The sequence below is a fragment of the Mesorhizobium sp. B2-3-13 genome, assembly GCF_006442195.1.
GTDB lineage: Bacteria > Pseudomonadota > Alphaproteobacteria > Rhizobiales > Rhizobiaceae > Mesorhizobium > Mesorhizobium salmacidum.
Window position 1 is genome coordinate 46,799 of the sequence record NZ_VFVQ01000013.1, and the last position, 26,060, is coordinate 72,858.

General features: G+C 62.9%; 24 protein-coding genes. 9 read left to right on the plus strand and 15 right to left on the minus strand.

Going from position 1 to position 26,060, the window contains the following annotated elements; translation table 11 throughout:
- Positions 1 to 9: 9 nt before the first annotated feature.
- A complete protein-coding gene (locus FJ941_RS16835) occupies positions 10 to 198 on the plus strand; it encodes a hypothetical protein (protein WP_246673863.1) in 189 nt (62 codons plus the stop codon).
- Here FJ941_RS16835 and FJ941_RS16840 read toward each other — a convergent pair.
- The 4 genes from FJ941_RS16840 to hmgA are packed head-to-tail and all read right to left on the minus strand — an operon-like array spanning position 195 to position 3,969.
- Entirely contained in the window at positions 195 to 731 is a 537-nt protein-coding gene (locus FJ941_RS16840) for a DinB family protein (RefSeq protein WP_140507276.1), read from the minus strand. The two genes, FJ941_RS16835 and FJ941_RS16840, sit on opposite strands and share 4 nt — an antisense overlap.
- 15 nt (positions 732 to 746) lie before the next feature.
- The gene (locus FJ941_RS16845) at positions 747 to 1,760 is read right to left on the minus strand and encodes a fumarylacetoacetate hydrolase family protein (RefSeq protein WP_140507278.1); all 1,014 of its coding nucleotides are present in this window, start codon (positions 1,758 to 1,760) and stop codon (positions 747 to 749) included.
- A complete protein-coding gene (locus tag FJ941_RS16850) occupies positions 1,757 to 2,644 on the minus strand; it encodes an MBL fold metallo-hydrolase (RefSeq protein ID WP_181169852.1) in 888 nt (295 codons plus the stop codon). Before FJ941_RS16850 ends, FJ941_RS16845 begins: the two co-directional genes overlap by 4 nt.
- Positions 2,645 to 2,655: 11 nt before the next feature.
- Entirely contained in the window at positions 2,656 to 3,969 is a 1,314-nt protein-coding gene (gene hmgA / locus FJ941_RS16855) for a homogentisate 1,2-dioxygenase (protein WP_140507280.1), read from the minus strand.
- Between the two features lie 86 nt (positions 3,970 to 4,055).
- Here hmgA and FJ941_RS16860 point away from each other — a divergent pair, with 86 nt between their 5' ends.
- Positions 4,056 to 4,493 (plus strand): MarR family transcriptional regulator, encoded by a 438-nt coding sequence (locus FJ941_RS16860; RefSeq protein ID WP_181166590.1) that lies wholly within the window; start codon positions 4,056 to 4,058, stop codon positions 4,491 to 4,493.
- 60 nt (positions 4,494 to 4,553) lie between these two features.
- Here the strand turns inward: FJ941_RS16860 and tdh are convergent, their stop codons facing one another.
- Complete coding sequence (gene tdh / locus FJ941_RS16865) at positions 4,554 to 5,588, minus strand: L-threonine 3-dehydrogenase (protein WP_140507281.1); 1,035 nt, start codon at positions 5,586 to 5,588, stop codon at positions 4,554 to 4,556.
- Between the two features lie 52 nt (positions 5,589 to 5,640).
- Positions 5,641 to 6,828 (minus strand): glycine C-acetyltransferase, encoded by a 1,188-nt coding sequence (locus FJ941_RS16870; protein ID WP_140507282.1) that lies wholly within the window; start codon positions 6,826 to 6,828, stop codon positions 5,641 to 5,643.
- Positions 6,829 to 7,137: 309 nt separating this feature from the next.
- Here FJ941_RS16870 and FJ941_RS16875 point away from each other — a divergent pair, with 309 nt between their 5' ends.
- On the plus strand, positions 7,138 to 9,210 hold the full coding sequence (locus tag FJ941_RS16875; RefSeq protein WP_140507283.1) for an EAL domain-containing protein: 2,073 nt from the start codon (positions 7,138 to 7,140) through the stop codon (positions 9,208 to 9,210).
- Positions 9,211 to 9,284: 74 nt separating this feature from the next.
- Entirely contained in the window at positions 9,285 to 9,899 is a 615-nt protein-coding gene (locus FJ941_RS16880) for a polysaccharide deacetylase family protein (RefSeq protein ID WP_246673852.1), read from the plus strand.
- Between the two features lie 143 nt (positions 9,900 to 10,042).
- Here FJ941_RS16880 and FJ941_RS16885 read toward each other — a convergent pair whose 3' ends face one another.
- On the minus strand, positions 10,043 to 10,441 hold the full coding sequence (locus FJ941_RS16885) for a MarR family transcriptional regulator (RefSeq protein WP_246673853.1): 399 nt from the start codon (positions 10,439 to 10,441) through the stop codon (positions 10,043 to 10,045).
- Between the two features lie 175 nt (positions 10,442 to 10,616).
- Between FJ941_RS16885 and FJ941_RS16890 the strand changes: the two genes are divergently transcribed.
- Positions 10,617 to 11,024 (plus strand): hypothetical protein, encoded by a 408-nt coding sequence (locus FJ941_RS16890; RefSeq protein WP_140507285.1) that lies wholly within the window; start codon positions 10,617 to 10,619, stop codon positions 11,022 to 11,024.
- 100 nt (positions 11,025 to 11,124) lie between these two features.
- On the opposite strand, the gene FJ941_RS16895 is transcribed toward FJ941_RS16890, so the two are convergent.
- Positions 11,125 to 13,170, minus strand: coding sequence for an NADH:flavin oxidoreductase (locus FJ941_RS16895; protein ID WP_140507286.1), 2,046 nt, complete (start codon positions 13,168 to 13,170; stop codon positions 11,125 to 11,127).
- 56 nt (positions 13,171 to 13,226) lie between these two features.
- Here FJ941_RS16895 and queF point away from each other — a divergent pair, with 56 nt between their 5' ends.
- On the plus strand, positions 13,227 to 13,688 hold the full coding sequence (queF, locus tag FJ941_RS16900) for a preQ(1) synthase (RefSeq protein ID WP_140507287.1): 462 nt from the start codon (positions 13,227 to 13,229) through the stop codon (positions 13,686 to 13,688).
- Between the two features lie 8 nt (positions 13,689 to 13,696).
- Here the strand turns inward: queF and FJ941_RS16905 are convergent, their stop codons facing one another.
- From FJ941_RS16905 to FJ941_RS16925, 5 genes are all read right to left on the minus strand, one after another.
- Entirely contained in the window at positions 13,697 to 14,305 is a 609-nt protein-coding gene (locus FJ941_RS16905) for a hypothetical protein (RefSeq protein ID WP_140507288.1), read from the minus strand.
- A 4-nt stretch (positions 14,306 to 14,309) separates the two neighbouring features.
- Positions 14,310 to 14,789: a DUF3828 domain-containing protein gene (locus tag FJ941_RS16910; protein ID WP_140507289.1), complete on the minus strand. Its 480-nt coding sequence runs from the start codon at positions 14,787 to 14,789 to the stop codon at positions 14,310 to 14,312.
- A 145-nt stretch (positions 14,790 to 14,934) separates the two neighbouring features.
- Positions 14,935 to 16,917, minus strand: a complete 1,983-nt coding sequence (locus FJ941_RS16915) for an FAD-dependent oxidoreductase (protein WP_140507290.1) — start codon at positions 16,915 to 16,917, stop codon at positions 14,935 to 14,937.
- Between the two features lie 117 nt (positions 16,918 to 17,034).
- Positions 17,035 to 18,684 (minus strand): ABC transporter substrate-binding protein, encoded by a 1,650-nt coding sequence (locus FJ941_RS16920; RefSeq protein ID WP_140507291.1) that lies wholly within the window; start codon positions 18,682 to 18,684, stop codon positions 17,035 to 17,037.
- A 46-nt stretch (positions 18,685 to 18,730) separates the two neighbouring features.
- Positions 18,731 to 20,281 (minus strand): trimethylamine methyltransferase family protein, encoded by a 1,551-nt coding sequence (locus FJ941_RS16925; RefSeq protein ID WP_140507293.1) that lies wholly within the window; start codon positions 20,279 to 20,281, stop codon positions 18,731 to 18,733.
- 91 nt (positions 20,282 to 20,372) lie between these two features.
- Between FJ941_RS16925 and FJ941_RS16930 the strand changes: the two genes are divergently transcribed.
- Positions 20,373 to 21,275 carry a LysR substrate-binding domain-containing protein gene (locus FJ941_RS16930; RefSeq protein WP_140507295.1) on the plus strand — a complete coding sequence of 301 codons (903 nt, stop codon included), beginning with the start codon at positions 20,373 to 20,375 and terminating at the stop codon, positions 21,273 to 21,275.
- Between the two features lie 43 nt (positions 21,276 to 21,318).
- On the plus strand, positions 21,319 to 23,208 hold the full coding sequence (mutL, locus tag FJ941_RS16935) for a DNA mismatch repair endonuclease MutL (RefSeq protein ID WP_140507297.1): 1,890 nt from the start codon (positions 21,319 to 21,321) through the stop codon (positions 23,206 to 23,208).
- 22 nt (positions 23,209 to 23,230) lie between these two features.
- On the opposite strand, the gene FJ941_RS16940 is transcribed toward mutL, so the two are convergent.
- Positions 23,231 to 24,049: a hypothetical protein gene (locus FJ941_RS16940; protein ID WP_140507298.1), complete on the minus strand. Its 819-nt coding sequence runs from the start codon at positions 24,047 to 24,049 to the stop codon at positions 23,231 to 23,233.
- 50 nt (positions 24,050 to 24,099) lie between these two features.
- Positions 24,100 to 24,993, minus strand: a complete 894-nt coding sequence (locus FJ941_RS16945; RefSeq protein ID WP_140507300.1) for a DMT family transporter — start codon at positions 24,991 to 24,993, stop codon at positions 24,100 to 24,102.
- Positions 24,994 to 25,083: 90 nt separating this feature from the next.
- On the opposite strand from FJ941_RS16945, the gene FJ941_RS16950 reads away from it, so the two are divergent.
- On the plus strand, positions 25,084 to 26,010 hold the full coding sequence (locus tag FJ941_RS16950) for a LysR substrate-binding domain-containing protein (protein ID WP_140507302.1): 927 nt from the start codon (positions 25,084 to 25,086) through the stop codon (positions 26,008 to 26,010).
- Positions 26,011 to 26,060: the final 50 nt, after the last annotated feature.

The following is a 26,060-nucleotide window of genomic DNA, read 5'->3' on the forward strand; positions in this document are numbered from 1 at the left end:
TCGGAACTAGTGAGACGCGCGAAAGCTGGCGAGGAGATCGTGCTCACGCGGCGCGGGAAGGCCGTGGCGCGTCTCTTGCCACCGCCGGTGAAGGAAGACCTTTTGCCACGCATCGGCGCTTTGAAGGGCAAATTCGTATCGCCGACGATTTTGACGCCCTCGGCCCGGAATGGGCCGAGTATTCGAGATGACGGCTAGAGCCCCAGCCGCCCGACCTCTTTCTCCCTCAGCTTCATATCATAATCGAGCAGAAACTCGTCCAACTGGGGCGGCGCGACCGAGCTACCCGAGAGCATGGCGTGGACCTGGCCGCGATGATGGATGTCGTGCAGGAAGACGTGCGCCAGGATATCGCCAATGCGTTCTGGGATCATGCCGTCCTCGCGCCGGTCGGTGATGACGCGGCGATCGAGATCGGTCTCCGACAGGCCATCGCAGAAGGCGATCAGCCGCCGGTCGGCCGCCAGCTGAGCCACGCAAAGCTCCGGCGCAGCAGCGAAAGGCGCGAAGTCATCGTAGGCAGCGGCACCGACGCCGCCTTCTTCGAGAAAATCGAGATAGAGCTGATCGACCGCGAGGACATGGTTGAGCGTCGCCTTGATCGACGGGAAAAAGCTGGTGCGCTCGGCCTCGAACTCACCGGACTTCAGCGCAAGCACGGCGCGATAGAGCCGGTCGTTCGACCACAAATTGTTGCGCGCCATGCGGCGAAGATGCTCGAGCAGGGTCATTCTTCCTCCTTGCGTTCACCGCTCGTATTTCTCCACCGTCTGCTCGATGGCGCCGAAAATCGAGGCTCCAGTCTTTGACTTCATCTCGATGCGCACCGTGTCGCCGAAGCGCAGGAACGGCGTCTTTGGTTCGCCTGACGCAATCGTCTCGATCATGCGCAGTTCGGCGATGCAGGAATAGCCGGCGCCGCCCGCCGAGACTGGCTTGCCCGGGCCGCCGTCGAGTTTGTTGGATACCGTACCCGAACCAATGATGGTGCCTGATACCAGTGGCCTTGTGCGGGCGGCATGAGCGATCAGGGCCGGGAAATCGAAGGTCATGTCGGTACCGGCATTGGCGCGGCCGAACGGCTTGCCGTTGATGTCGGCGAGCAGCGGCAGGCTGACCTTGCCGCCATCCCAGGCGTCGCCCAGCTCATCCGGCGTCACCGCGACCGGAGAGAAGGCGGAGGACGGTTTCGATTGGAAGAAGCCGAACCCCTTGGCGAGTTCCGACCCGGTGAGCGCGCGTAGCGTGACATCGTTGACCAGCATGACCAGCCGGATCGCGGCGCGTGCCTGATCGAGGCTGGCGCCCATCGGCACGTCGTCGATGATGACGGCAATTTCGGCCTCCATGTCGATGCCGAAGGCTTCATCCGCCATGCGGATCGGATCACGTGGCGCAACAAAGGAGTCCGAGCCGCCCTGGTAGATCAGCGGGTCGGTCCAGAAACTCGCCGGCATTTCGACGCCACGCGCTTTCCGCACCAGTTCGACATGATTCACATAGGCGGAGCCGTCGGCCCATTGATAGGCGCGCGGCAGCGGCGAATGCGCATCGTGTTCGTGGAAGCGAGCTGCCGGCATCGCATTGTTCTCCAGCGATTCCGCGATTGTCGCGAGATGCGGCGAGATCCTGCTCCAGTCGTCGAGTGCCGCCTGCAGCGTGCGTGCCAGGAACGAGGCGTCGGTGTATTGCGTCAGGTCGCGCGAAACGACGACGAGTTTCCCGTCGCGCGTTCCGTCCTTCAGCGTGGCAAGCTTCATGTGGTTCCCTCTCCTTGCGCAGCTTTCTCGCTGCTTAGCTCCACAACAAGGCCGTCACGGGCAATCGTCAAGTCGCCGGCCCATGTTTTCCTGACGGCGGCAACCCAGTCCTCCTCGCCGATCCCGACATCATCGGCCGGAATGAGGTGGTTGAGCACCAGCCTTTTGACGCCGGCATCGCTGGCGATACGGCCTGCCTCCTCGGCAAAGCTGTGGCTGGCGAGCAGATGTTCCCTGAGCCGAGCGCCATTGCCGGTCCTGGCAACCAGCCGCTCGATGCCCTCCTCCAGCATGGCTTCATGGACGAGGATATCGGCACTTTCCGCGAAATCGGCGAGCGGTGGGAAGAAGGCCGTGTCGGCCGAGAAGACCACGCTTTTTGCGCCATGCTCGAAGCGGAGGGCAAAGCAGTCGGTCACTGGTGGGTGGTCGACGCGCAGCGCCGTCACCTTCAGGCCGCGTTGCTCGACCACAGGGCCCTCGCCGAATTCGTCGATCGAAACCAACTCGCGAATATCGGGCCGGCCCTCATCGACGATGCGGATCTCGATGTCGAATTCCATCGCCTGACAAAAGCGCCGCCAATAGTACCCGACCCCAGGCGGGCCGAACACGGTGACCGGCGTCGCCAAGCCAGCCGTCCAGGCGGTGTGGATCAGCGGCCCCAGCTCCAACACATGGTCGGAATGCAGGTGCGTGATGAAGATCAGGTCGAGCGCCTTCAGGCTGATGCCGGCATCGACCAGGCCGCGCGTCACGCCAAGCCCGCAGTCGACGACGATCGCTCGCCCGCCGATCTCGAGCAGCGAGGAACTCGGCCACGGTCCGCCCGGCCGCAGCGCCGGACCGCCTTTCGAGCCCAACAACACCAACCGATCCGGCATTGACTTGCCGCTCAAGACCAGTCGCCCTCGGGCGTGCCATTGAAGCGTTTCTTCAGGTCAGCCCAGCAGTCGATGTAGTTGTCCTGCCGGGTTTCGAGTTCGGCGCCGTAGCGGGTCAGCATCTGCGGAAAGCGGGTCTCGAACATGAAAGCCATGGTGTTGTCGAGCTTGAGCGGTTTCAGGTCGGCGCGCGAGGCTTTTTCGAAGCCAGGCGCATCCGGGCCATGGGCCAGCATCAGATTGTGCAGGCTGATGCCGCCGGGCACGAAGCCTTCTTCCTTGGCATCGTACTGGCCGTGGATCAGCCCCATGAACTCGCTCATGATGTTCCGGTGATACCAGGGCGGCCGAAACGTATTCTCGGCCACCAGCCAGCGCGGCGGGAAGATGACGAAATCGATATTGGCGGTCCCTTCCTCGCCGCTCGGCGCGGTGAGCACGGTGAAGATCGACGGGTCGGGATGGTCGAACAGCAGCGCGCCGACCGGCGAAAAGGTCGCCAGATCATATTTGTAGGGGGCGTAGTTGCCGTGCCATGCCACCACGTCGAGCGGCGAATGGCCGATCTCGGTGACGTGGAAATTGCCGCACCATTTCACGATCAGCCGGCACGGCGTTTCCTTCTCCTCGAACCAAGCGCATGGCGTCTTGAAATCGCGCGGATTGGCCAGGCAATTGGCGCCGATCGGGCCGCGGTCAGGCAGCGTCAGCTTGGCGCCGTAGTTCTCGCAGACATAGCCGCGCACTTCGGTGTCGACCAATTCGACCTTGAAGACGAGGCCGCGCGGCAGCACGCAGATTTCGCCCGGCCGAAGCTCGATGACACCCATCTCGGTGACCAAGCGCAAGCTGCCCACCTGCGGCACGACAAGCAGTTCACCGTCGGCGTTGAAGAGATGGTCGTCGACCATCGAGCGATTGGCGACATAGACATGGGCTGCCATGCCGGTCTGCCCGAGCACGTCACCGGCTGTGGTGATGGTGCGCATGCCCTGGATGAAATCGGTCGGCTCGTTCGGCATCGGCACCGGATTCCAGCGGTACTGGCCAAGCGCCAGCTCGTGATCGCCGACATTGGGGGCAGTCTTCCACAGCGGATAGCTGGCGGCCTTGAACCGGCCCGTGTGCCTGACGCTCGGACGGATGCGATAGAGCCAGGAGCGCTCATTGGTGCCGCGCGGCGCGGTGAAGGGCGAACCGGAAAGCTGTTCGGCATAGAGGCCGTAGGCCGGCCGCTGCGGCGAGTTGCGTCCCTGCGGCAGCGAGCCGGGCAGTGTCTCGGTCTCAAAATCGTTTCCGAAGCCCGGCATGTAGGAAAAGGCCATCGCTTCCTCCCGGATTGACCAAACTTGTTTCGTTTGTAACCATTGAAAATGTAACTATCAATCTTCCGTTTTTCCGGATGCGGACAATGGACATTCTCGAACTCGAAAGCTTCCTGCCCTACCGGCTGTATCGCCTCGCCGATGCCGTCAGCCGCGAATTCTCGAAGGTCTATAAGGACCGCCATGGCCTGACCCGGCCCGAATGGCGCACGTTATCGGGGTTGGGACAGCGCGGCACGATGACCGCGACGGAACTTGGCGAACAATCGGCCATGCACAAGACCAAGGTTTCGCGGGCGGTAGCCGAGTTGGAACGCCGGCGCTGGCTGGTGCGGACGCCTGACGAGAACGACCGCCGCGTCGAGCACCTGACACTGACGAAGGCCGGGCTCGCTGCCTATCGCGAGATGGTGCCGCTGGCGAAGGCGTTTGAGAGAGAGTTGCTGGCGAAGTTTGGCGTGGACGCACGTGCGGCGATTATGAGCGGGATGGCGGCACTGGAGATGGCGTTGGAAGGAAAATAGAGTTGATAGGCTGGCAGGACAGAGGGGCGCGAAGGAACTCCACGTCTCTGTGGACGCGTCTCACCAGTCCATCACCACCTTGCCCGAACTGCCGCTCCTCATCGCATCGAACCCAACCTGGAAATCATCGACGCCGATGCGATGCGTGATTAGGCCGGTCACATCGAGCGGGCCCTGCACCAAGGCGATCATCTTGTACCAGGTCTCGAACATTTCGCGGCCATAGATGCCCTTCAAGTGCAGCATCTTGAAGATGACCTTGTTCCAGTCGATCTCGAAGCCGGTCGGCGCTATGCCGAGGATGGCGATCTTGCCGCCATTGTTCATGGTGTCGATCATGTCGCGGAAGGCGGGCGCGGCGCCCGACATTTCGAGACCGACGTCGAATCCCTCGGTCATGCCGAGCACCGGCATGACATCGCGCAGCTTTTCCTTCGAGGCATCGACGACATGCTGGACGCCGAGCTTCTTCGCCAGCGCCAGCCGCACCGGGTTGATGTCGGTGATGACGACCTTGCGCGCGCCGACGCACTGCGCGACCAGTGCGCCCATGATGCCGATCGGTCCGGCGCCGGTGACCAACACATCCTCGCCGACCAGATCGAAGGACAGCGCCGTGTGGACGGCATTGCCCAAGGGGTCAAAGATCGCGGCAATCTCGTCCGGAACATCGTCGGGAATCGGCACGACATTGTGCTGCGGGATCGCCAGATATTCGCCGAAGGCGCCAGGACGGTTGACGCCGACGCCGAGCGTGTTGCGGCACAGATGTCCCCTGCCCGCACGACAGTTGCGGCAGTGGCCGCAGACAATGTGGCCCTCGCCCGACACGCGCTGGCCGACCTTGTATTCGGTAACCGCAGCACCAAAGTCGGCGACCGTGCCGACGAATTCATGGCCGGTGACCATCGGCACCGGCACGGTCTTCTGCGCCCACTGGTCCCAATTGTAGATATGCACGTCGGTGCCGCAGATCGCCGTCTTCTTGACCTTGATCAACACGTCGTTGGGGCCGATCTCCGGCACCGGCACCTCTTCCATCCAGATGCCCGGCTCGGCCTTGGCCTTCACCAGCGCCTTCATCATGTTCGACATTCTTTTGTCCCTTGAATCTCTTGATCCGGAATCGCTTTTCGGCGCCGGCCGTTCAGGAAATCACACCCAATTCCCTACCGACCGCACCGAATGCCTCCACCGCGCGGTCGATATCAGCGCTGGAATGCGCCGCTGACATTTGGGTGCGGATGCGCGCCTGGCCTTTCGGCACGACCGGGAACGAAAAGCCGATGACATAGATGCCACGCTTCAGCATGCGCGCGGCCATTTCCTGCGCCAGCGTCGCATCACCGAGCATCACCGGTATGATCGGATGATCGGCGCCTGCCAGCGTGAAGCCAAGCTTACCCATCTGGGACCGGAACCGCGCCGCATTGGCATATAGGCGCTCGCGCAAGGCATCGCCATTGCGGATCAGGTCGAACACCTTGATCGAGGCACCGGCGATCGCCGGCATCAGCGTGTTGGAAAAGAGATAGGGCCGCGAGCGCTGGCGCAGCCAGTCGACGACCTGGCTTTTGCCAGAGGTATATCCGCCGGAAGCGCCGCCGAGCGCCTTGCCGAGCGTGCCGGTGATAATGTCCACCCTACCCTCGACGCCGCAATGTTCGGCCGAGCCGCGGCCGTTTGCACCGACGAAACCAACTGCATGGCTGTCGTCGACCATCACCATCGCGTCGTATTTCTCGGCGAGATCGCAGACACCTCGGAGATTGGCGATGATGCCGTCCATGGAAAACACGCCGTCGGTGGCGATCAGCCGGAAGCGGCAATCCTTCGCTTCCTGCAATCGCGCCTCGAGATCGGCCATGTCGTTATTGGCGTAGCGGAAGCGTTTGGCCTTCGACAGCCTGACACCATCGATGATCGAGGCGTGGTTCAACGCATCCGAGATAACAGCATCCTCTTCGCCAAGCAGCGTCTCGAACAGGCCGCCATTGGCGTCGAAGCAGGAGCCGTAGAGGATGGTGTCCTCCAGGCTGAGGAAGGATGAAATTGTCGCCTCGAGTTGTTTATGTTCCTCTTGGGTGCCGCAGATGAATCGCACCGAGGCCATGCCGTAGCCGTAGCGATCGAGCGCCTGCGTGGCCGCCGCGCGCAGGTCCGCGCTGTCGGCAAGGCCGAGATAATTGTTGGCGCAGAAATTCAATACTTTCTCGCCGCCGACCTCGATTTCGGCCGACTGCATCGAGGAAATCACCCGCTCGGACTTGTAAAGGCCGGCGGATTTCAGCCCTGCAAGCTCGCTGTCGATATGGCAGAGAAATGCTGCGGTCATGATTAGGCCTCGTTTGACGTGGGCAGACTGTCGTCCCGCCGGCGCAAAAAATCCATCGCAAAAGCGACCGGATCAGGTGGCCGGGCAGCATCAGCCGGGATGCAATGGACATTGCCCAAGTGACAGCCCGGGAACGCATGGACTGACGAATGCTCAAATGCGGGCTTGCGGCGAAAGAGCCCGATAACCATTTCGCGATTTCTCCCCGCCTCCCCCTTGCCGGCCGGCCGTCGACTTCCGGTCCTGTTAACGTTTGCAGTTCAATGGTGCTCATACAGAAATCCGTTGGCGAGAGGACCGCCCCCGAACATGTCTCAGCAGCCGGTGCAAACCGTTTCAGGCAAGCTCATACTGCTGATCAAAGCTGGCTACTGGCTGGCGCTGCTGATCATTGCCGCCATGGTGGCAGCCTCCTTCGTCCTGCTGCAGCAGACGATGGCCACGCAGCAGCACAACAACACGCTGCTCGACATCGTCGGCACGCAAAAAACGTTATCGCAGCGCATCGTTTTCCTTGCCAGCGCAACGGGCGCCGCCTCGCGCGACAAGCAGCCAGCGCTGGTTAGCGCGCTGAAGCAGGCCACGGCTGAGTTCGAGACAAGTTATGATCTGCTGCTCAAGCAGACAGGCGCGGATCCGCAATCGCCTGCCAAGCTCGATCCGAAGTCGATCGAGAGCGTGCTTTTCGCCAAACCCTTCCATCTCGACTATTTCTCGGTTGGCCTGATCGCCAATGGCGATCGGCTGGTCTCGGCCTTTGAATCGCAACTCAACCAGCTCGACAATGGGGGCTACAAGGGCGGCGCCGAACGAGTCAACCTCGATGCCTCGGTCGCCAATGCCACGCTGTCGGGCTATGCCGCGCTCGGCCAGCGTATCAGTGCGGATGCCGACGAGCGCTCCGAGAAGCTGCTCACCCTCCATCGCACGCTGTTCTACGCCACCCTCGGTGTCATCCTGCTGGTGGCGCTGTTCATCTTCAGGCCGATGTCCAACGCGATCCTGCGCAAGACACGTGAACTGGTCGATGCGCGCAATTCGATGGCCTTCATCGCGGTGCATGACGGCCTCACTGGCCTGCACAACCGCACCTTCCTGACCGACCATTTCGAGACGCTGATCAAGGGCGCGCATCGCCGGCGCGAACGCCTGGCCGTGGTCCAGCTCGACCTCGACCGCTTCAAGCAGATCAACGATACGCTGGGCCACGCCGCCGGCGACTATGTCCTGGTGGTGACCGCACAGCGCATGCGCGATTCCTGCCGGGCGTCGGATCTGTGCGCGCGGCTTGGTGGCGACGAATTCGTGATGATCCTCAACGGAGCCGGCAACACCGAGGACATCAACATGCTGGCACGGCGCATCCTGGTGCACATCAATGAGCCCATCGTGTTCCAGGGCACCACCATCCTGCCGGGCGCCAGCGGCGGCATCGCCGTCTATCCGATCGATGCCGACAATGCGCAAGACCTGCTCGTCCATGCCGATCTGGCGCTTTACTCCGCCAAAAAAATGGGTGGCGGCAACTTCTCGTTCTTCTCAGAGGAACTGCGTCGCGAGCTCGACTACCGCAAGCAGCTCGAACACGACATCAAGGTCGCCATTTCCGAAAAGGCGTTCCAGGTCTATTTCCAGCCGCAGGTCTCGCTGACCGACGGCACCATCAGCGGCATCGAAGCGCTCGTGCGATGGAACCATGCCGAGCGCGGCATGATCTCGCCGGGCGAGTTCATTCCGGTCGCTGAGAAATGCGGCTTCATGCCGGATATCGGCCGCATCGTGATCAGCAAGGCGATCAACGAGGCCGCTGAATGGAACCGTGCCGGGATTGCCTTCGGGCGGCTTGCCGTCAATGTCTCGGGCACCGAGTTGCGCGAGCACGATTTCGATGCGTTTCTGTTCGAGACGTTGGAGAAGGCCGGACTACCGCCACAGAAACTGTCGCTGGAAATCGTCGAATCCGTCATTCTCGACGACGAGAAGACAGGCATCGCGGCGAAGCTGCGCCACATCAGGGCGGCCGGCGTCCATCTGGAGCTCGACGATTTCGGCACCGGCTATGCTTCGCTCAGCCACGTCAATCCCAACGAGATCGACCGGCTCAAGATCGACCGCCGCTTCGTCCAGAACATCCATGAGAATGGAGACAACTCCAAGATCGTGCGCGCCATCACGGAGCTTGCCCGGGGGTTGGGCATCTCCATCGTTGCCGAGGGCGCCGAAACCGAGGCGGAACTCGATTCGCTGATGGCAATCGGCTGCGACCAGGTGCAAGGCTATTCGATCGCTTTTCCGATGCCGCATGACAAGGCGCTTGAATGGCTGACCGCCCGCATGCCGAAGAAAGCCAGGCTGACGGTATTGCAGGGAAGCCTGGCGTAGGCGGAGCCCGGCCAGCCTTGACAAGTAGCCGCGAAAATGGCGGCCGGCCCTGATCGCAACGAGATAGCGGCCGCATGACATTCCTTTGGCTTGCCCTGGCAGCCATGTTGATGCCGGCGTTGCCGGCCTATTGCGCGAATCGCACCATCTATCTCACCTTCGACGACGGTCCGCTGAACGGCACGAGCAACATCCTCGACGTCTTGGAGGCGGCGCAGGTTCCGGCAACGCTGTTCATGGTCGGCATGCATGCCGAAGCCAGTGCGTCCAACAAGGCGTTGGTACGGCGCGCCAAGGCGATGCCGCTGGTGACGATCGGCAACCACAGCTACAGTCACGCCTACAATCACTACCGGCACTTCTATGGCGATACGGAAGGCGTGGTTGCCGACATGCTCATGGCCAATGCCGTATTGGGCCTGAAGCCGGCGGTGCACGCCCGCCTGCCGGGACGCGATGTGTTCCGGCTGCCTTCGATTCGAAGAACGACAATTCGCTTGGACAGGCGCAAGCCGGGCGTGAGGGTCCCGACTATGAGTTTGTCGCGGCGTCCGGCTTTTATCTCTATGGCTGGGATCGCGAGTGGTGCACAAGGACAGCGGCGAGCCGGTGCAGAGCGTCGACCATCTGGTCAGCGAGATCGATCATTTGTTCGGCTATGGCCATTTCGCCAAAACCGGGCAAGTTGATCCTGCTCATGCACGACGAGATGTTTCAGGACGGCTTTGACGGCAAGACGCAATTGACCAAGCTGATCACCGCATTGAAACTGCGCCACTATGCGTTTGGAATAATCCAGAGCTATGACGACTGAGCCATCAGGTCGGCACTGCTAGCTCCCCACATTCTCCCGCAACGCCGCGAGCACCTGTGCAAACTCAGCCAGACGCTCATCGGACAGTCCGGTGCGAAGCCGCTTGTCGAAGACGAGCGCGGCTTGCCGCAACGTCTCGAACAGCGCTTCTCCCGCCTCCGTCAATTCGACCATGTGAACCCGTCGGTTGACGGGGTCGCGCCGCCGCGTCAGCAGGCCCTGCACCTCCATCGCATTGAGATGATGGGTCAGCGTCGCACCCTGGATGCCGATCATGCCGGCAAGTTCGCGTTGATTGGCAAGCTCGCTCGACTTGACCGACAGCAGCGTGAGCCAGACCGGCAAGGTCCCCCCCGCTTCAACCAAGGCAGCGTCGAAGGCCTGGGCAACAAGCTTGGCGGTGCGGCCGAGATTCATGCCGACCGGCGGGCGTTCAAACGGTGTCATGATCTGACAGTAGAGCAAGCAATGGAAACGTGAAACTCGGCTTCATGATTGACATCTAACCGTTAGATATCTAACTTTGTCTTATTGATGGCATCGCGACATGGTTGCGGCGCGCAGGCGGCGGGCGAATGAGAGGAATGCGGTCATGCAATATGTTTATATCGTCGTCATCGGCCTGCACGTCATGGCCGGCGTCTTCTGGGCCGGCACGACCATCGCGGTTGCCCGCGATCCGGACATCCGGGCAGAGCGGTTCTTCCGGCCGCAAATGGGCGCGGCCGGTTTGGCTTTCCTGACCGGTTTGCTGCTCTGGTATTTCTTTCATGAGGGTGCTTTCGGCTCGATGGAGAAGGTACTGGCGCTCGGCATTTTGACGGCGCTGATCGCCGCTGGCGTGCAAGGCGCGCTTGTGGGCTCCTCCAGCAGGCAGCTAGCCGGCGCCGATGCCGCAACCCAAACAGAGCTGCGCGCAAAGATGACCAGGGGCGAACGCATCGCCGGCGGGCTGCTGGTCATCACCGTGCTTTGCATGGCGACCGCCAAGATGTTTTAGAATCGCACGGCCGGTGAAAGCCGACCATGCGCGGCGCGCAAAGGACCAGAGCGGTAGGTGGCTCTCCTTGCAAAGGCCGTTGCGCGCCATCTGGTCGTGATCAAATCCTGATCCCGAACCTTATGCCGTCATAGATGGCGGCGTGGATGTTGCGCGAGGCGACCGCATCCCCGATGCGGAACACGACGAAACCACCTTCCGAATTGCGTGATGGGAAGATATCGCCGCCGCTCACCAGCCGCTCATAATCGATCGCGCCGCCATTCCTCGACAGCGGCTTTAGCGACAGATAGAGGTCGTCAAGCGGCGCCGTGCCGTGCTCGACCACCACCTGGTCGACCCTGCGCTCCCCGCGCCAGCCATCGGCAAAATCCGAAGCGAGTTCCGCGACCAATTGATTGCCCTCGCGCCGCACAGAGCGCAGGCGTGTGTTGATGGTGATGGTGACGCCCCTTTCCTGGAAGGCGCGCATGTACGGCACGTGGTTCATGCCGCCCATTTCGGGGGCGAAGAACCGCTCTGGCGAAACCAGTTCCAATTTCGAGCCGCCGTTGGCAATCAGTTCGGCCGCGCCCATGCCCTGATGGCCGCCATTATCGTCAAAGAGAAGAACATTCTCGGCCGGCTTGACGCTGCCGGCCATGATATCCCAGCTCGAGATGACGAGATTGTCGCCGGAGGCCAGCGGCGGGTTCTGCGGCAGGCCGCCGGTGGCGACGACCACCACGTCAGGGCCCAGGGCCAGGACGTCGTCCTGCTCGGCCCAGGTGTCGTAGCGGATCTCGACGCCGAGCCGTTCGAGCTCGGCCAGACGCCAGTCGATGATGCCGATCAACTCCTTGCGGCGTGGGTTCTGGGTCGCCAGGCGGACCTGGCCACCCGCTTGTGATGATGCTTCCAGGATCGTGACCTGATGGCCGCGCTCGGCCGCGACGCGCGCCGCCTCCAGTCCGCCGGCGCCGGCGCCGACGACCACGACTTTCCGCCTAGGCCCTTCCGTCTTGGCGATGATATGTGGGATATCCGCCTCGCGGCCGGTCGCCGCATTGTGGACGCACAGCGCCTCGCCGCCTTCGTAGATGCGATCCAGACAATAGGTGGCGCCGACACAGGGACGGATCTCGTGCTCGCGGCCCTCCATCACCTTCCTGATGATGTGCGGATCGGCGATGTGGGCGCGGGTCATGCCGACCATGTCGAGCTTGCCGGTGGCGATCGCATGGCGCGCGGTGGCGACATCGGAAATGCGCGCCGCGTGGAAGGTCGGGAATTTCGTCGCCGCCCTCACCTCGCCGGCGAAATCGAGATGCGGCGAAGACCGCATGCCGGTCACCGGGATCACCTTTGTGAGCGCCGCATCGGTCTCGATCGAACCACGGATGATGTTGAGGAAATCGACCTTGCCGGAGCCGGCCAGCCACCTGGCGATCTCGACGCCCTCCTCCTTCGACAGGCCTTTCTCGAAATCCTCGTCGGCGACCATGCGGATGCCGACGACGAATTTCTCGCCGACCGCCGCTCGCACCGCATCAAGCACCATGTTGGTGAAGCGCAGGCGATTGTCGAGCGAACCGCCATATTCGTCACCGCGATGATTGGTGGCAGGCGACCAGAAGCCGTCCATCAGATGGCCGTAAGATTCGAACTCGATGCCGTCGAGCCCGGCTGCCTGGCAGCGCTGGGCCGCCGATGCATAGTCGGCGACGATGCGCTCGATATCCCACTCCTCGATGCTCTTGGGGAAAGCACGATGCGCCGGCTCGCGCACCGGCGAGGCTGACAGCACCGGCAGCCAGTCGGCCTTGTTCCAGCCGGTGCGGCGGCCAAGATGGGTGATCTGGATCATCACCTTGCAATCGTGCTCGTGGCAGGCGTCAGCGAGTTCGGCCAGCCACGGCACGATGCGGTCGTCATAGACATGCAAATTGCCGAAGGCGGCTGGGCTGTCGCGCGAAACGATGGCCGAGCCTGCGGTCATGGTCAGCGCCATGCCGCCCTTGGCCTTTTCGGCATGGTAGAGCCGATAGCGCTGCTTCGGCATGCCGTCCTCCGAGTAGGCCGGCTCGTGGCTGGTCGACATCACCCGATTCTTCAGCGTCAAATGCTTGAGCTGGTAAGGTTGGAGAAGCGGGTCGTTGCTGATCATCGTCTTCCTGCCGTTTTAATTTGTGCTAATGAGCGGCAAATCCAAGGAAACCGCTTATGATCGATACCAAAACCCTCACCCAGCTCGGCACGCACGTCGAGACGCCACAGAGCCCCGAAGCTGCGGTCCTGGAAACCGTGCCGTTTTCTCGCGGCGACGGACCGCCGGCGATCGTGCGCTTCACCTGCCCGGAATTCACCTCGCTCTGCCCGGTGACCGGACAGCCGGATTTCGCTCATATCGTCATCGACTACGCACCCGATGCCGCCCTGGTGGAATCGAAGTCGCTGAAGCTGTTCATGACCTCGTTTCGCAACCATGGCGCTTTCCATGAAGACTGTACGGTGATGATCGGACGTCGCATCGTGGCCGCGACCAAGCCGCTCTGGTTGCGCATAGGCGGCTATTGGTATCCACGCGGCGGCATTCCGATCGACGTGTTCTGGCAAACCGGCTCTCCGCCGGAAGGCGCCTGGCTGCCGGACACCGGCGTCGCCCCCTATCGCGGGCGCGGCTAGTTCGGCCATCATTCGCACTGGTACTGGCTTAACGCCCATTCGCCAGTCACCGACAAAAGGTCCGATATCTTCCATTCGCCGCCGACCTTCTTAAACTTCCATTCGAGGCGGTGCGGGTTGCCGCCGACGACGAAGGCGACGATGACCTTGGCCTGATCGCCATTGATCGCTTCGAGCGTCTTCAGGCTTTTGTCGATCTCGGCCTTGTCGTAGTCCGCATTGTCGAGCGCCATGTTGGGGTCCAGGCACTCGCCCTGCCCGGATTTGCGCAAGGCATCGCTCTTGTCGAGCACGGTTTTAGCCGGGTCGGTGAAATGGCCGCGCTGGGCCGGATCGACCTCCAGGCCGACCTGATCGTAAAACGGCCGCACCACCGCTGTCGGCGATCCCGGCTGGATGGGGGCGGCAGGCTCGCTCGGCGGCCATGCGACGGGCGGCGTCGCCGGCTCCGCGGCTCCGCCAGGCGCGGTTGCCGGCGGTGTCCGGCCGTCATCAGGCGCGGTCCCGGCAGGCGCATTTGCCGGCGGCGCGCCCAACAGGCCCTGAGCGGATGCGCCGTTCAAGCCAGCCGCCAGCAGGCACATGGCCGACAATGACAGGAGCGCGCGACCGGCCATTGCTTCACTCCGGATCTTGGCCCGCCATGCATTCGAGCTGGCTCAGCGTCCAGTCGCTGGTCTTCGATGCAATGTCCGATATCTTCCATTTGCCGTCGACCTTCTTCAGCGACCAGTGCATTTCGCGCTGCGCATCGTCTCCTTCCGGAAAAAGACTGAAGTTCGCCACCACTTGCGCCGTGTCGCCATCCACCGTCTCGGACAGCTTCAGTGTCTTGGAAAGGGTCTTTTGGTCGAAATCCTGCGCATCGAGGCCGGGGTCGAAGTCGATACAGGCGACCTGGTCCGGATTCTTCTTGGTCGCCTGGTCGTTGAGGTCGAACAGTTTCGTCACCGGCTCGGTGAAGCGATCGCGGTATTGTGCGTCGGCCTCGAACTTGACCTGCGGGACATAGAAGAACTTCACGGCGTCGGAAGCCGGACCGGCCACGGCGGCGGCGGGCAAGGCTATCGAAAGGGCGGCAAGGAGCACTGTCAGTCTCATGCAGAATCTCCGGCTTTTCATGGCTTGAAGCAACCAATACCACGCATCCTGCATATCGGCTTTTTTGCGGTTCATGAAGCCCGCCTGCGCACGCATCACGGCTGAAGCGGGTCATCTCGACGGGACGTGCAGGCGAAGCTTGCATTCAGAGGCCGAGCGCTGCCTTGCGTCCGTCATGGATGGCGAATGCCACCTGCCTGGAAGCGGTACAATCACCGATCGAAGTGTGGGCAATCTTGCGCCTTTCGAGTTCAATGGAAAGCATGTTGGCGGCCATATTCGTCGTGGCGAAGACCAGCGCATCGGCTTCGATCTCCTGCTCCGTTTCATCGAGCAGCGAAGCGACCCTGGCCATCCTGCCATCCCAGTGAACGACGGCGCTCTCGGTCACAAACCGCACCTTCAGCTTGGCGAGCGCCCGCCGCAGCGGCGCGTCGACGGCCATTCGCTGAAGCTCTTTGCCAACCAGGGCGTCCGGTGTCACAAGCGTCACATTGTGACCGTCCTCGGCGAGTTTCCAGGCGGTGCCGCAGCCTTTCCAATTGCCGCCATCGTCCAGCAACAGAACATTTTTTCCCGGCCTCGCCTCACGGGCCATCACCGCTTCGGCCGAGAGCACCGGCCCGCCGCCTGGAATGCTGTCCCACTGTGGCAAGGCCCGCTGGAAAGCGCCGTCTGGCGGCATCGAGCCGGTCGCGACGATGACGTGATCCGCGCCTTCGCGCTCGACATCGTCGGCTTCGACATACTGTCCGTAGCGGATGTCGACCTGAAGCTGGCCGAGCTGGCGCTCGTACCAGTCGATCAGATCCACAATCTGGGCACGGCGCGGCTGCAGTCCCGCAAGACGGAACTGCCCCCCAAGGCGGTCGGACGCCTCGGCCAGTGTCACCCGGTGTCCGCGCTCGGCCGCGGCGCGCGCCACTTCGAGCCCGGCCGGGCCGCCGCCGACGACCAGCACGCGCTTCGGCTGGGCGGCCGGAGCGAAGCGATCTCCGCCCCACTCCCATTCCCGCCCCGCGGATGGATTGATGACGCAGCTGATCCAGTAATCACGGCTGCGCCGGCCCCAGCACATCTGGTTGCACGACAGGCAGCCGCGAATGTCCTGCGGCCGTCCGGCGGCGGCCTTTGCCGCAAGGTGCGGATCGGCGATCTGCCCGCGCACGATGGAAACGAGATCGGCGCGGCCTTCGCTCAACACGCTCTCGGCGTTCTCGGCGGTGCGGATATGGCTCTCGGCGGTGATCAGCGCATGACGCACGGTGGATTTGAGCACGGACGCCAGGTCGGCACCGAGCTTTTCGGGATAAACAAAGGTCGGCATGATCTTGTAGAAGTCGAAGTAGGAACCCGTTCCGCAAGTCACATAGTCGATCAAGGTATCGCGGTCGTGGAGGTCGATTATTTCGGCCAGCGCTTCGCGCTTCAGCGCCACTTCGACTTCCGGCTCATCACTGATCGCAAGACCGATGATGAAATCATCGCCGCATTCCCGGCGAATCCTGGTCATCACCTCACGGCTCATCCGGGTGCGGTTTTCAAGGCTGCCGCCCCATCGGTCGTCGCGGCGGTTCGACCAGGGTGTCCAGAACTGGTCCAGCATCGAATGGTACGCCGCCCAGACCTCGACGCCGTCGAAGCCGGCCTCGCGGCAACGGCGCGCCGCCTGGACAAAGCCGTCGATCGTTTCTTCAATCTCGGCTTCGTACATCCGATGCGAACCGTCGGAATCGTGGTAGCTCGGCAGGCCGGAAGGCGACCAACCGGGGTGAAACGAGTTGTCCGCGTCCGCGTGCTGGCCGACGTGGTAGAGCTGCTGGATGGCGACGGCGCCGTTGCCGCGAATTGCCTCCGTCACCTTGCGAAAATGCGGGATGACGCGGTCATCGGACGGGCTGAAGTTGCCACGGGTAAGCACGGCGGCCTGATGCACGGGCATTGGCTCGACCACGATCATGCCGGCGCCGCCGATGGCGCGCTCCGCGTAATAGCCGACATGCCGCGCGGTCGGCAGCCCCTCCACCGCCATGTTGGCGGTATGGGCTCCGAATACGATCCTGTTGCGTAACGTCTTGCCGCGCAGAGTGGCCGACGTGAACAGCCGGTTGAAGACCCGCCCAGACATGCACCGCTCCTTCAAAGCTTTGGCGGCGGCACCCAGGCGCCAGCGCTCGCAACCAAAGTCGATTCTTGCCGGAAAGCCGGCACCTCGGGGGTGCCGGCTTTGCCGCGATCCTTGAAGCTAGGCGTCCAGCCAGACGTTCTGGAGATCCATTTCGAAGGTCTGGTGGACGCCGTAGTTCTTCACCTTCTTGTTCGTATGGCTGTAGAGCTTCTGCCAGAACGGCTGGATGATGACGCCGGAGTCCTGCAGGATCTGCTCGACATCCTTCATCACCTCCTTGCGCTTGGCGACGTCGATCAGCGAGAGCGCCTGCTTGAGCTTGGCGTCGAAATCGGGATTGGAATAAGCCGATTCATTCCACGCCTCGCCGGTGCGATAGCCCAGCGCCAGCACCTGGACGCCGAGCGGGCGCATGTACCAGATGGTCATCGAATAGGGATATTTCGTCCAGTCATTCCAGAAGGTCGAGCCAGGCAGCACGGTGCGCTTGACCTTGATACCGGCGTCGCGCAGCTGGCCGGCGATCGCATCGCCGGTGTTCTTCTGCCAGTCGTCCTCGATGGTGATCAGCTCGTGCTCGAAGTCGGCTTGGCCGGCGTCCGCCATCAGCTTCTTGGCGCCCGCGGCATCGCGCTCCTTCTTGGGCAGGGCATAATATTCGGGATGGATCGGGCTGACATGGTGGTTCTCGCCGACCGTGCCCCGGCCATTATAGCCGAGTTGCAGCACCGCGTTGTTGTCGACCGCCATCTGCAGGGCATTGCGAACGCGCTGGTCGTCATAAGGCTTGTGCGTGATGTTGGTGCGGGCAACCAGCGTGGTGGCGGTCGCGACCTCCGATTTCTGCAGCCCCATCTTGTCGAGTATGTCGATGAAGTCGGCGGGCGACTCGAAGTTGAGGTCGATTTCACCGGAATCGAATGCATTGACCGTGGCGTTGAAGTCGGTGCCGTAATCGATGAACTCGACGCTGTCGAGCGGGGCTTCGCCACCCCACCACTTGCCGTTCTCGCGGCGCTTGACCACCGCCTTCTGGCCGACGTCGTAAGAGACCAGCTCGAACGCTCCCGTGCCGATCGGCTTCTTGATCGGATCGGCGCCATCGGCATCGAAATTCCGGTGCACGATAAGGGCGGGGTAATCGGTGAAGTTCGGAATGAGCGAAATGTCGGGCTCGCTGAGCTTCAGCTTGACCGTATTGTCGTCGACCTTGGTGATGGCACCGTCCCTGGCCTTGCCGGTCTTGGCATCGATCAGCGCACCGACGCGCGCCGCCATCGAGTTGCCGGCGACGCCCTTCTCGCACCAGCGCGTCACATTGTGCACCACGTCATCGGCGTTGAAGGCATCGCCATTGTTCCAGGTGACGCCCTTGCGCACATGCAGCGTGTATTCGGTGGCGTCGTCGTTGATGTCCCAGCTTTCGAGCAGCACCGGCTCGAAGGTGAATTGTCTGGTGTAGCGAACCAACGGCTCCAGCCAGCTGCGCGAGATGTTGGCCAGTTCCACCCAGTCGTAAGTGCGCGGATCCTTCTGCGCCTTCACCGCCATCGAGACGTGCAGCGTCCCGCCCTTCTTCGGCTCCTCGGCCAGAGCTTGCGTCGGCGCGGCGAGGCCGATCATGCCATAGGCAAACGCCGTCGATGCACCAAGCGCGCTGGCCAGCGCCAGGAACTCGCGCCGGTCCAGGCGACCCGCCCGCGCCTCCGTTGCCATCGCTTCGATAGCCTGCGGCACACGATCGCCATTACTTTTGAAAACCGTCATGTCACTCTCCCCTTGTTGTTCCCGTCAGGTCTTTGTCTGTTGTTTTTCAACTAACGCTGTCGGGCAATTTTTCCTCGCGCCGCGCGATCATATCCTTGAGACCGTCGGCGATGCCTTCGTCGAGTTTCGGCTCCTCATAATCGGCGAGCATGTTGCGCGCCTTCTCGCGGCCGCGCGTATCGTGGTCCTTCGCCCCTTCCGCCTTCCATTGTTCGTAGGAGTTGAAGTCCATGATGCTCGGCATGAAGAAAGCCTTCTCGAAATGCTCGAGCGTGTGCTGGGTGCCGAGGAAATGGCCTTGCGGCCCGACCTCGCGGATCGCCGCCATCGCCTCCTTGAAATCGTCGAAAGGCAGGCCGCCCGCGTATTTGTACCAGCCGACGAGCTGTTCGCAGTCGGTGGCGAATTTCGAGTAACCGCAGGTGAGACCTGCTTCCAGCCAGCCGGCCGAATGCCAGATGTAGTTGGCGCCGGCAAGGATGGCGGCATGCATCAGCATGTTCGCCTCGTAGCCGGCCTGGGCATCGTTGAGCTTCGAGCCGACATGGAAGCCTGACGTGCGCCAGGGCAGTTTGTATTTCCGCGCCAGCGCACCCATCAGATACATCATCTGGGCGGCCTCCGGCGTGCCGCCCATCGGAGCGCCGGTCTTCATGTCGACCGTGACCATGAACTGGCCGTAGATCTGGGGTGAACCCGGGCGGATGAGCTGGGTGAAGGCCACCCCGGCAAGCGCCTCGGCGTTGACCTGCGCAACCGCGCCGACGGCCGACGCCGAGGTCGAGGCGCCGCAGAGCGCGAAGGGCGCCAGGATCAGCGGCTGATTGTGGCGCGCATACACCCTCATGGCGTCCAGCATGGTGGCGTCCCAGACCAGCGGCGAATTGCAGTTGGTGATTGCAACCAGCACCGGATTGTCGCGGACGAACTCCTCGCCGAACACGATGCCGGCCATCGCCATCGTATCTTCCGCCCGCTCCTTGGACGTCACAATGCCCATGAACGGTTTGTCGGAATATTTCAGCGCCGAATGGATGATGTGCAGGTGCCGCTTGGGCACGGCAATTTCCATTGGCTCGCAGATGATCGAACTCGACGAGTGCAGCGCCGGCGCCATGTAGGCGAGCTTGTGGAAATTGTTCAGGTCGGCAAGCGTGCCGTAGCGCCTGTTGTTGTCGAGGTCGCGCACATAGGGCGCGCCATACATCGGCACGAAGATCGAGTTCTTGCCGCCGACGCGCACCGTGCGCTGGGGATTGCGCGCGTTGAGCGTGAACTCGGAGGGAACCTTGGAGACGAGTTCCATCAGCAGCGCGCGATCGATGCGGACCCGCGTTTCCCGGACATCGGCACCGGCCGCCTTCCACAAGGCGATGGCCTCGTCGTCGCGGAATTCGCAGCCGACCTCTTCCAGGATCGAAAGCGACTCCTCGTGGATCAGTTCCACCGCCTCATCCGGAACCATCTGGTACACCGGGATCTGACGAACCAGGGTTGGGAACGAGGCGACCGGTGCCCCACGGAGCGCCTTGCGCCCGAGACGGCCACCGCCACGGCGATGGGTCGGTTCGGTCAATTCAGCGGCGGGTGCGTTCATGAGACCTCCTGGCGTCCGTTCCAGCCAAGTTAGCGAGGCGAAACATGGCTGTGACGCTGGAAAATCCTGATCTCTTGTATAAGCTGTGCTTATGCGAAGCCTGCGCCACCTCCTGCCGTCCGCCGGCAGCCTGATCGTCTTCGAGGCGGCGGGCCGGCTGTCGAGCTTCACCGCCGCCGGGCGGGAGCTTGGCATGACGCAGGCGGCCGTCTCCTATGCGGTGCGCGGGCTGGAAGAACAGCTCGGCGCCAAGCTGTTCCAGCGCCGCCACCGGCAAGTCAGCCTGACGGAAGCCGGCGAGCGGTTCCATGCCGACGTCTCGCTGGGCTTGTCGCATATCCGCAAATCCGCCGAGGATCTGCGCCTGCAGGCGACCGGTGGCCATGTGACGCTTGCCGCCTCGACCGCTTTTGGCTCCTTCTGGATGATGCCGCGCCTGCAGCAGTTCCGCGACGAATTGCCGGGCATCGACCTGCGCATCCAGACCGCCGACCGTGATCTCGACATCATCGCCGAAGGTATCCCGCTGGCGGTGCGCGGCGGCGAGCCCAGGGAATGGCCGGACTACCACTCGCTGCCGCTCGCCGATGAGGAGATCTTCCCCGTCGCCGGAACCAGCTACTTGGCCAAGTTCGGCATGCCGGGAACCGTCGAGGAACTGGCCACGCACCGTCTCATTCACCTCGAGGAGCCGTATCGTGAAGCGGCAAGCTGGGACGAATGGTTTCAGTCGGCCGGCGGCAGCCTCAGCAATACCGCGCGAGGCCTGCGCATCAATGATTATGGCCTGGTGATCCAGGGGGTCATGGAGGGGCAAGGCATTGCGCTGGGCTGGCGGCACCTTGCCGAGCGGCTGCTGGCGACGGGCCTGCTGGTACCGGTGACGAACCACGTGCTCAAGACCGGCAAGGCCTTCTATGTCGTGTGGCCGAAGAACCGCGAGCTCTCGGACAATGCCCGCAAGGTAAGAGACTGGCTGGTCGCGCAGGCGTAAAGTAGCCTCGCACGCACCGACCGAATCCGTGTAAGATCTGATCATGCCCATCCGACAGCTTTCCGAAACGATGATCAACCAGATCGCCGCCGGCGAAGTCATCGAGCGTCCGGCGAGCGTGGTCAAGGAACTGGTCGAGAACGCGCTCGACGCCGGTGCGAGCAAGGTAGAGGTCGTCACATCGGGCGGCGGGCTGAACCTTATCCGCGTCACCGACGACGGCTCCGGCATTCCGGAGCAGGAGTTGGCGCTGGCGATCGCGCGTCACTGCACGTCCAAGCTTGCCGAGGACATCCACGACATCCGCTCGCTTGGTTTTCGCGGCGAGGCGTTGCCGTCGATCGGCTCGGTGTCGCGGCTGTCGATCCGCTCGCGTACGGCTTCGGGCGACAGCGCCGCCGAGATCGGCATCGAGGGCGGCCGCGTCCTGCCCATCAGGCCGGCTGCAGCCAATCGCGGCACCACCGTCGAGGTGCGCGACCTGTTCTTCGCCACGCCGGCACGGCTGAAATTCATGAAAGGCGAACGCGCCGAAAGCTCGGCCATCAGCGACGTGGTCAAGCGCATCGCCATCGCCTTCCCCACAGTGCGTTTCACCCTGGCCGGGTCCGACCGCACGACGCTGGAACTGCCGGCGACCGAGGACAGCGCGGAAGGCAGCCTGCGCCGGATCGCGCAGGTGATGGGCGCCGACTTTCCCGACAATTCCATTGCAATCGACGCGATGCGCGAAGGCGTGCATCTGACCGGCCATGTGTCGATCCCGTCCTTCACCCGCGCCAACGCGCTGCAGCAATACGCCTATGTCAATGGCAGGCCGGTGCGCGACAAGCTGATCGCCGGCGCCATTCGCGGCGCCTTCGCCGATGTCCTGCCGCGCGACCGCCACGCCGTGACCGTGCTGTTCCTTTCGCTCGATCCGACCATCGTCGACGTCAACGTCCATCCGGCCAAAGCCGATGTCCGCTTCCGTGATCCGGGCCTCGTGCGCGGCCTGATCGTCGGCGCGATCCGGCAGGCGTTGGCCGATGCCGGCATCCGCTCCGCCACCACGGGTGCCGCAGGCATGATGGCTGCGTTCCGTCCGGGCGCCGCGCCCTATGACCACGGCGGCCCGACAAATGGCCATCGCAGCTACGAAGCAGCTTTCCGCGCGTCCGGCCCCGCGGGTTTCGATCCTTCTCGCTCACCGCAGCGGCCGCTCGACATGCAATTCGCAGGAGCAGCTTTTGAACGCGGCAACGCAAGAACCGGCGGCTTCGGTGAACCCGACCAGGGGGCATTCGATGCCGGCCCGCTCGCCAGCGCCGATGCGCGCGCCGGGCAGAATGAGGCAACCGAGACGCTGCTCGGCGCGGTGCTGGGTGCCGCGCGCGCCCAGGTGCACGAGAACTACATCGTCGCCCAGACCAGGGATTCGCTCGTCATCGTCGACCAGCACGCGGCCCATGAGCGGCTGGTCTATGAAGCGCTGAAGAACGCCCTCCACTCGCGGCCAGTGCCCTCGCAGATGCTGCTTCTGCCCGAGATCATCGACTTGCCGGAAGAGGACGCCGAGAGGCTCGCCATGCATTCCGAAACGCTCGCCCGCTTCGGCCTCGGCATCGAGCGTTTCGGCCCGGGCGCGGTTGCCGTGCGCGAGACGCCGTCGATGCTGGGCGAGACCAATGTCCAGCAATTGGTGCGCGACCTCGCCGACGAGATCGCCGACAACGACACGGTCGAGACGCTCAAAGGTCGGCTGGACAAGATCGCGGCGACCATGGCCTGCCACGGCTCCGTGCGCTCCGGCCGGCTGCTCAAGGCCGAGGAGATGAACGCGCTGCTGCGCCAGATGGAGGCGACGCCGGGCTCAGGCACCTGCAATCATGGCCGCCCCACCTATATCGAGCTGAAGCTGGCGGATATCGAAAGGCTGTTCGGGCGGCGGTGAACCGGCCCCAACGGGCCAGCTCTCATTTCCTCTGCTGATATTTCCTTGTCCGTGAATTGAAGACGTAATCGACCGCGGTTCCGGCGCCGCCGCCTTGAAAATTCACGGAAATGATGTCCTTGCCTTGTTCCACCCATTTCTGGACGTTCATGTAGATGGTCGTCATCAGCATACCGGCACTGCAAACGTCGTCATCGGCGAAGGTAATTTCCTGGACAACCTTGCGGCTGCTCTTTTTGATGACCTGCACTTTTTCCATGCAAAGACCGGCGCTGGTATTCGTGTAGATTCCCGAAAACCTGTCGGTGGCTGTCTGCGCCCAAAAGGGAATCTCGACAGTGCCGTCGATCTTTGCCTCGCCGGTGTCATCCAGGCTCGCTATTTTCTTGAGGGTGACGGGATATCTGTCCGTGCCTTTGCTCCAGCTTCCTGTCACAGCGTTTCCCTTGAGATCGAGGGAGAATGGGCACCTTGCAGCGTTGATGGGGGGACTCTGATAAAATTCCTCGTCGTTTGAAAACTCGCAAAGCACGAACCTGGTGCCGCTGACCGTGCCATACAGCGCAATCGGGATTTGCTTCGCGTCGTAGAAATAGCTTCCATCGACCTTCGGCGCGCTGCCTAAGCTGTCATATGTCTGGATGGAGAAATGGATAGGAGATGCCCCGAGGAAACCCTCGTAGTTTTCCACGTGGTACCAACCCGCAACGGCTTTTGCGTTGAGCAGCAACAAGCAAACGACCGTTGAGATAAAACGTCTTCCCATCCCAACCCCGCTGCGCTCCGCGACGGCAATCCGCCAAGACTGCGTGACAGTTGCCTGCGTCGCGGCAGCCGTCAACTGAAATCCGTGGTTCCTGATAAGTCAGGGAAAGATCGCAACCTTTTGAATTAGCGTTTCAAATTCACCACGATAACGCCGCCGAGCGCCAGCGCGCCGCCGAGAATGCCGAGCAGCGTCGGCACCTCGCCCAGCCAGAAGAAGCCGATCAGTGCCGACATCGGCGAGACGAGATACAAGAAGTTCGAGGCACGCGCCGCCGGCAGACGCGACAGCGCAGTCGCCCAGGCCGCATAAGCGATCAGGCTCGGCACGATGCCGAGATAGATGACGGCGCCGAGGCCGGCGGTGTCCGCGACCGCGGCCTGCTGCAGAGCAGCGGGCAGGAAGGGCGCCAGGCAGAGCGCGCCGAGCACCATGTTGGACGCCGCGATGGTCAGGGGATTGTGGCGGGCAAACAGCGGCTTCTGGACGATGGTGTTGACGGCCGAGCAGAGTGCCGAGCCAAGCACCAGCAGCGCGCCGGCATTGAAATGAAGGCCATGCCCGTCGGCGATGGCGATGATACCGATGCCGGCGAAGGAAATGACGGTACCGATCCAGGCCAGGCCTGAGAAGCGCTCGCCAAGCAGGGCCATCGCCATGATGGCGGTGAAGATGGGACTGACATTGATGATGAAGCCGGCTGCTCCGGCCGAGACGGTCTGCTCGCCAAAATTGAGCATCGCCGTGTAGAGCGCGACGAAAATGGCGCCGCCGAAGGCGAAGCGCCAGAAATCGCCGATCCTGGGCAGCGCCGGACGCTTGACGGCAAGGAAGATGGCAGCCGGCACGGCGGCTATGGCAAAGCGCAGGGCGCCAAGCTCCAACGGCTGGAAAGCGGCGAGCCCGGCCCGGATCGCCGGGAAGGCAGAGGCCCAGCCGATCACCGTCAGCGCCACGGCGATGGCGGCCGTGGTGTCCATCCGCTGTGTCGAATTCAACGTGCCTGTGGTTGCGCTCATCTCATTGCCCTCGGATACTTCGGTCTCGGCAGCAGAAAACGCCCTTTCAGGTCAATTGACAAACGACCAAATCAAGGGTCACCTGTGAGCATGGATCACATCTCGAACAGTATGCTGCCGCTGGAGACATTGCGCGCCTTCGACGCGGCGGCCCGGACGGGAAGCTTTTCGGCCGCCGCTGAAAAACTCAACCTCACCCATGGCGCCGTCAGCCGGCAGATCGCCAAGCTCGAGGACTGGCTTGGCCTGAAGGTTTTCGAACGCGGCGCGCGCGGCGTGTCGCTGACCAGCGAAGGCAATCGCCTGCATCTCAGGACCACCGAAGCCTTCGCGCTGATATCGGTCAATTCGGATCGGTGGGTGGAGCCGCGCGGCACCGCCGTGGTGCGCCTGGCCTCCATTCCATCGGTGAGCGGCTTGTGGCTGATGCCGCGCATGGCAACGCTGGAAAACGACCCTACCCGCCTGCGCATCGTGCTCGACGTCGACAACCGCCAGGCCGATCTCGCCGACGAAGGCATCGATCTGTCGGTCCGCTGCGGTCGCGGCCGCATTCCGGGCCGCGTCTCGGTGCAACTGTTCGAAGAACATCTCTTCCCGATCGCCTCGCCGGGCCTTGCAAGAGAGATCGGCGCTGGCGACCCGGCCCGGTTGCTCAAATTCCCGCTGATCAACGATTCCGACGCTTCGGGCTGGCGCGCCTGGTTCGCCGCGCAGGACATGGATTACCGGCCGCGCCCGCAAGACCGCCGCTTCGAAGACTACAATCTGGTGCTCGATGCCGCAGCCCATGGCCTCGGCATCGCGCTGGCGCGGCCGCCGCTCACCGAGCACCAGATAGAATCGGGGCGCCTCGTCGCCGTCGACGATCGCACCGCGCTCAATCCCGTTTCCTACTGGCTGGATCGTCCGGTCGGCCGACCGCGCGCGGCCGCCGCCGATCTCGCCAGGCGCATTGCCGAACAGGCCGGGCTTGCTTCGGCAAGGCTGGAAGCTTTCCTGCAGGATGACGATTAGGCTGCGACACGTCTCGGAGACAATGCGTGGCGGTCCCCTGTCGGAAATCG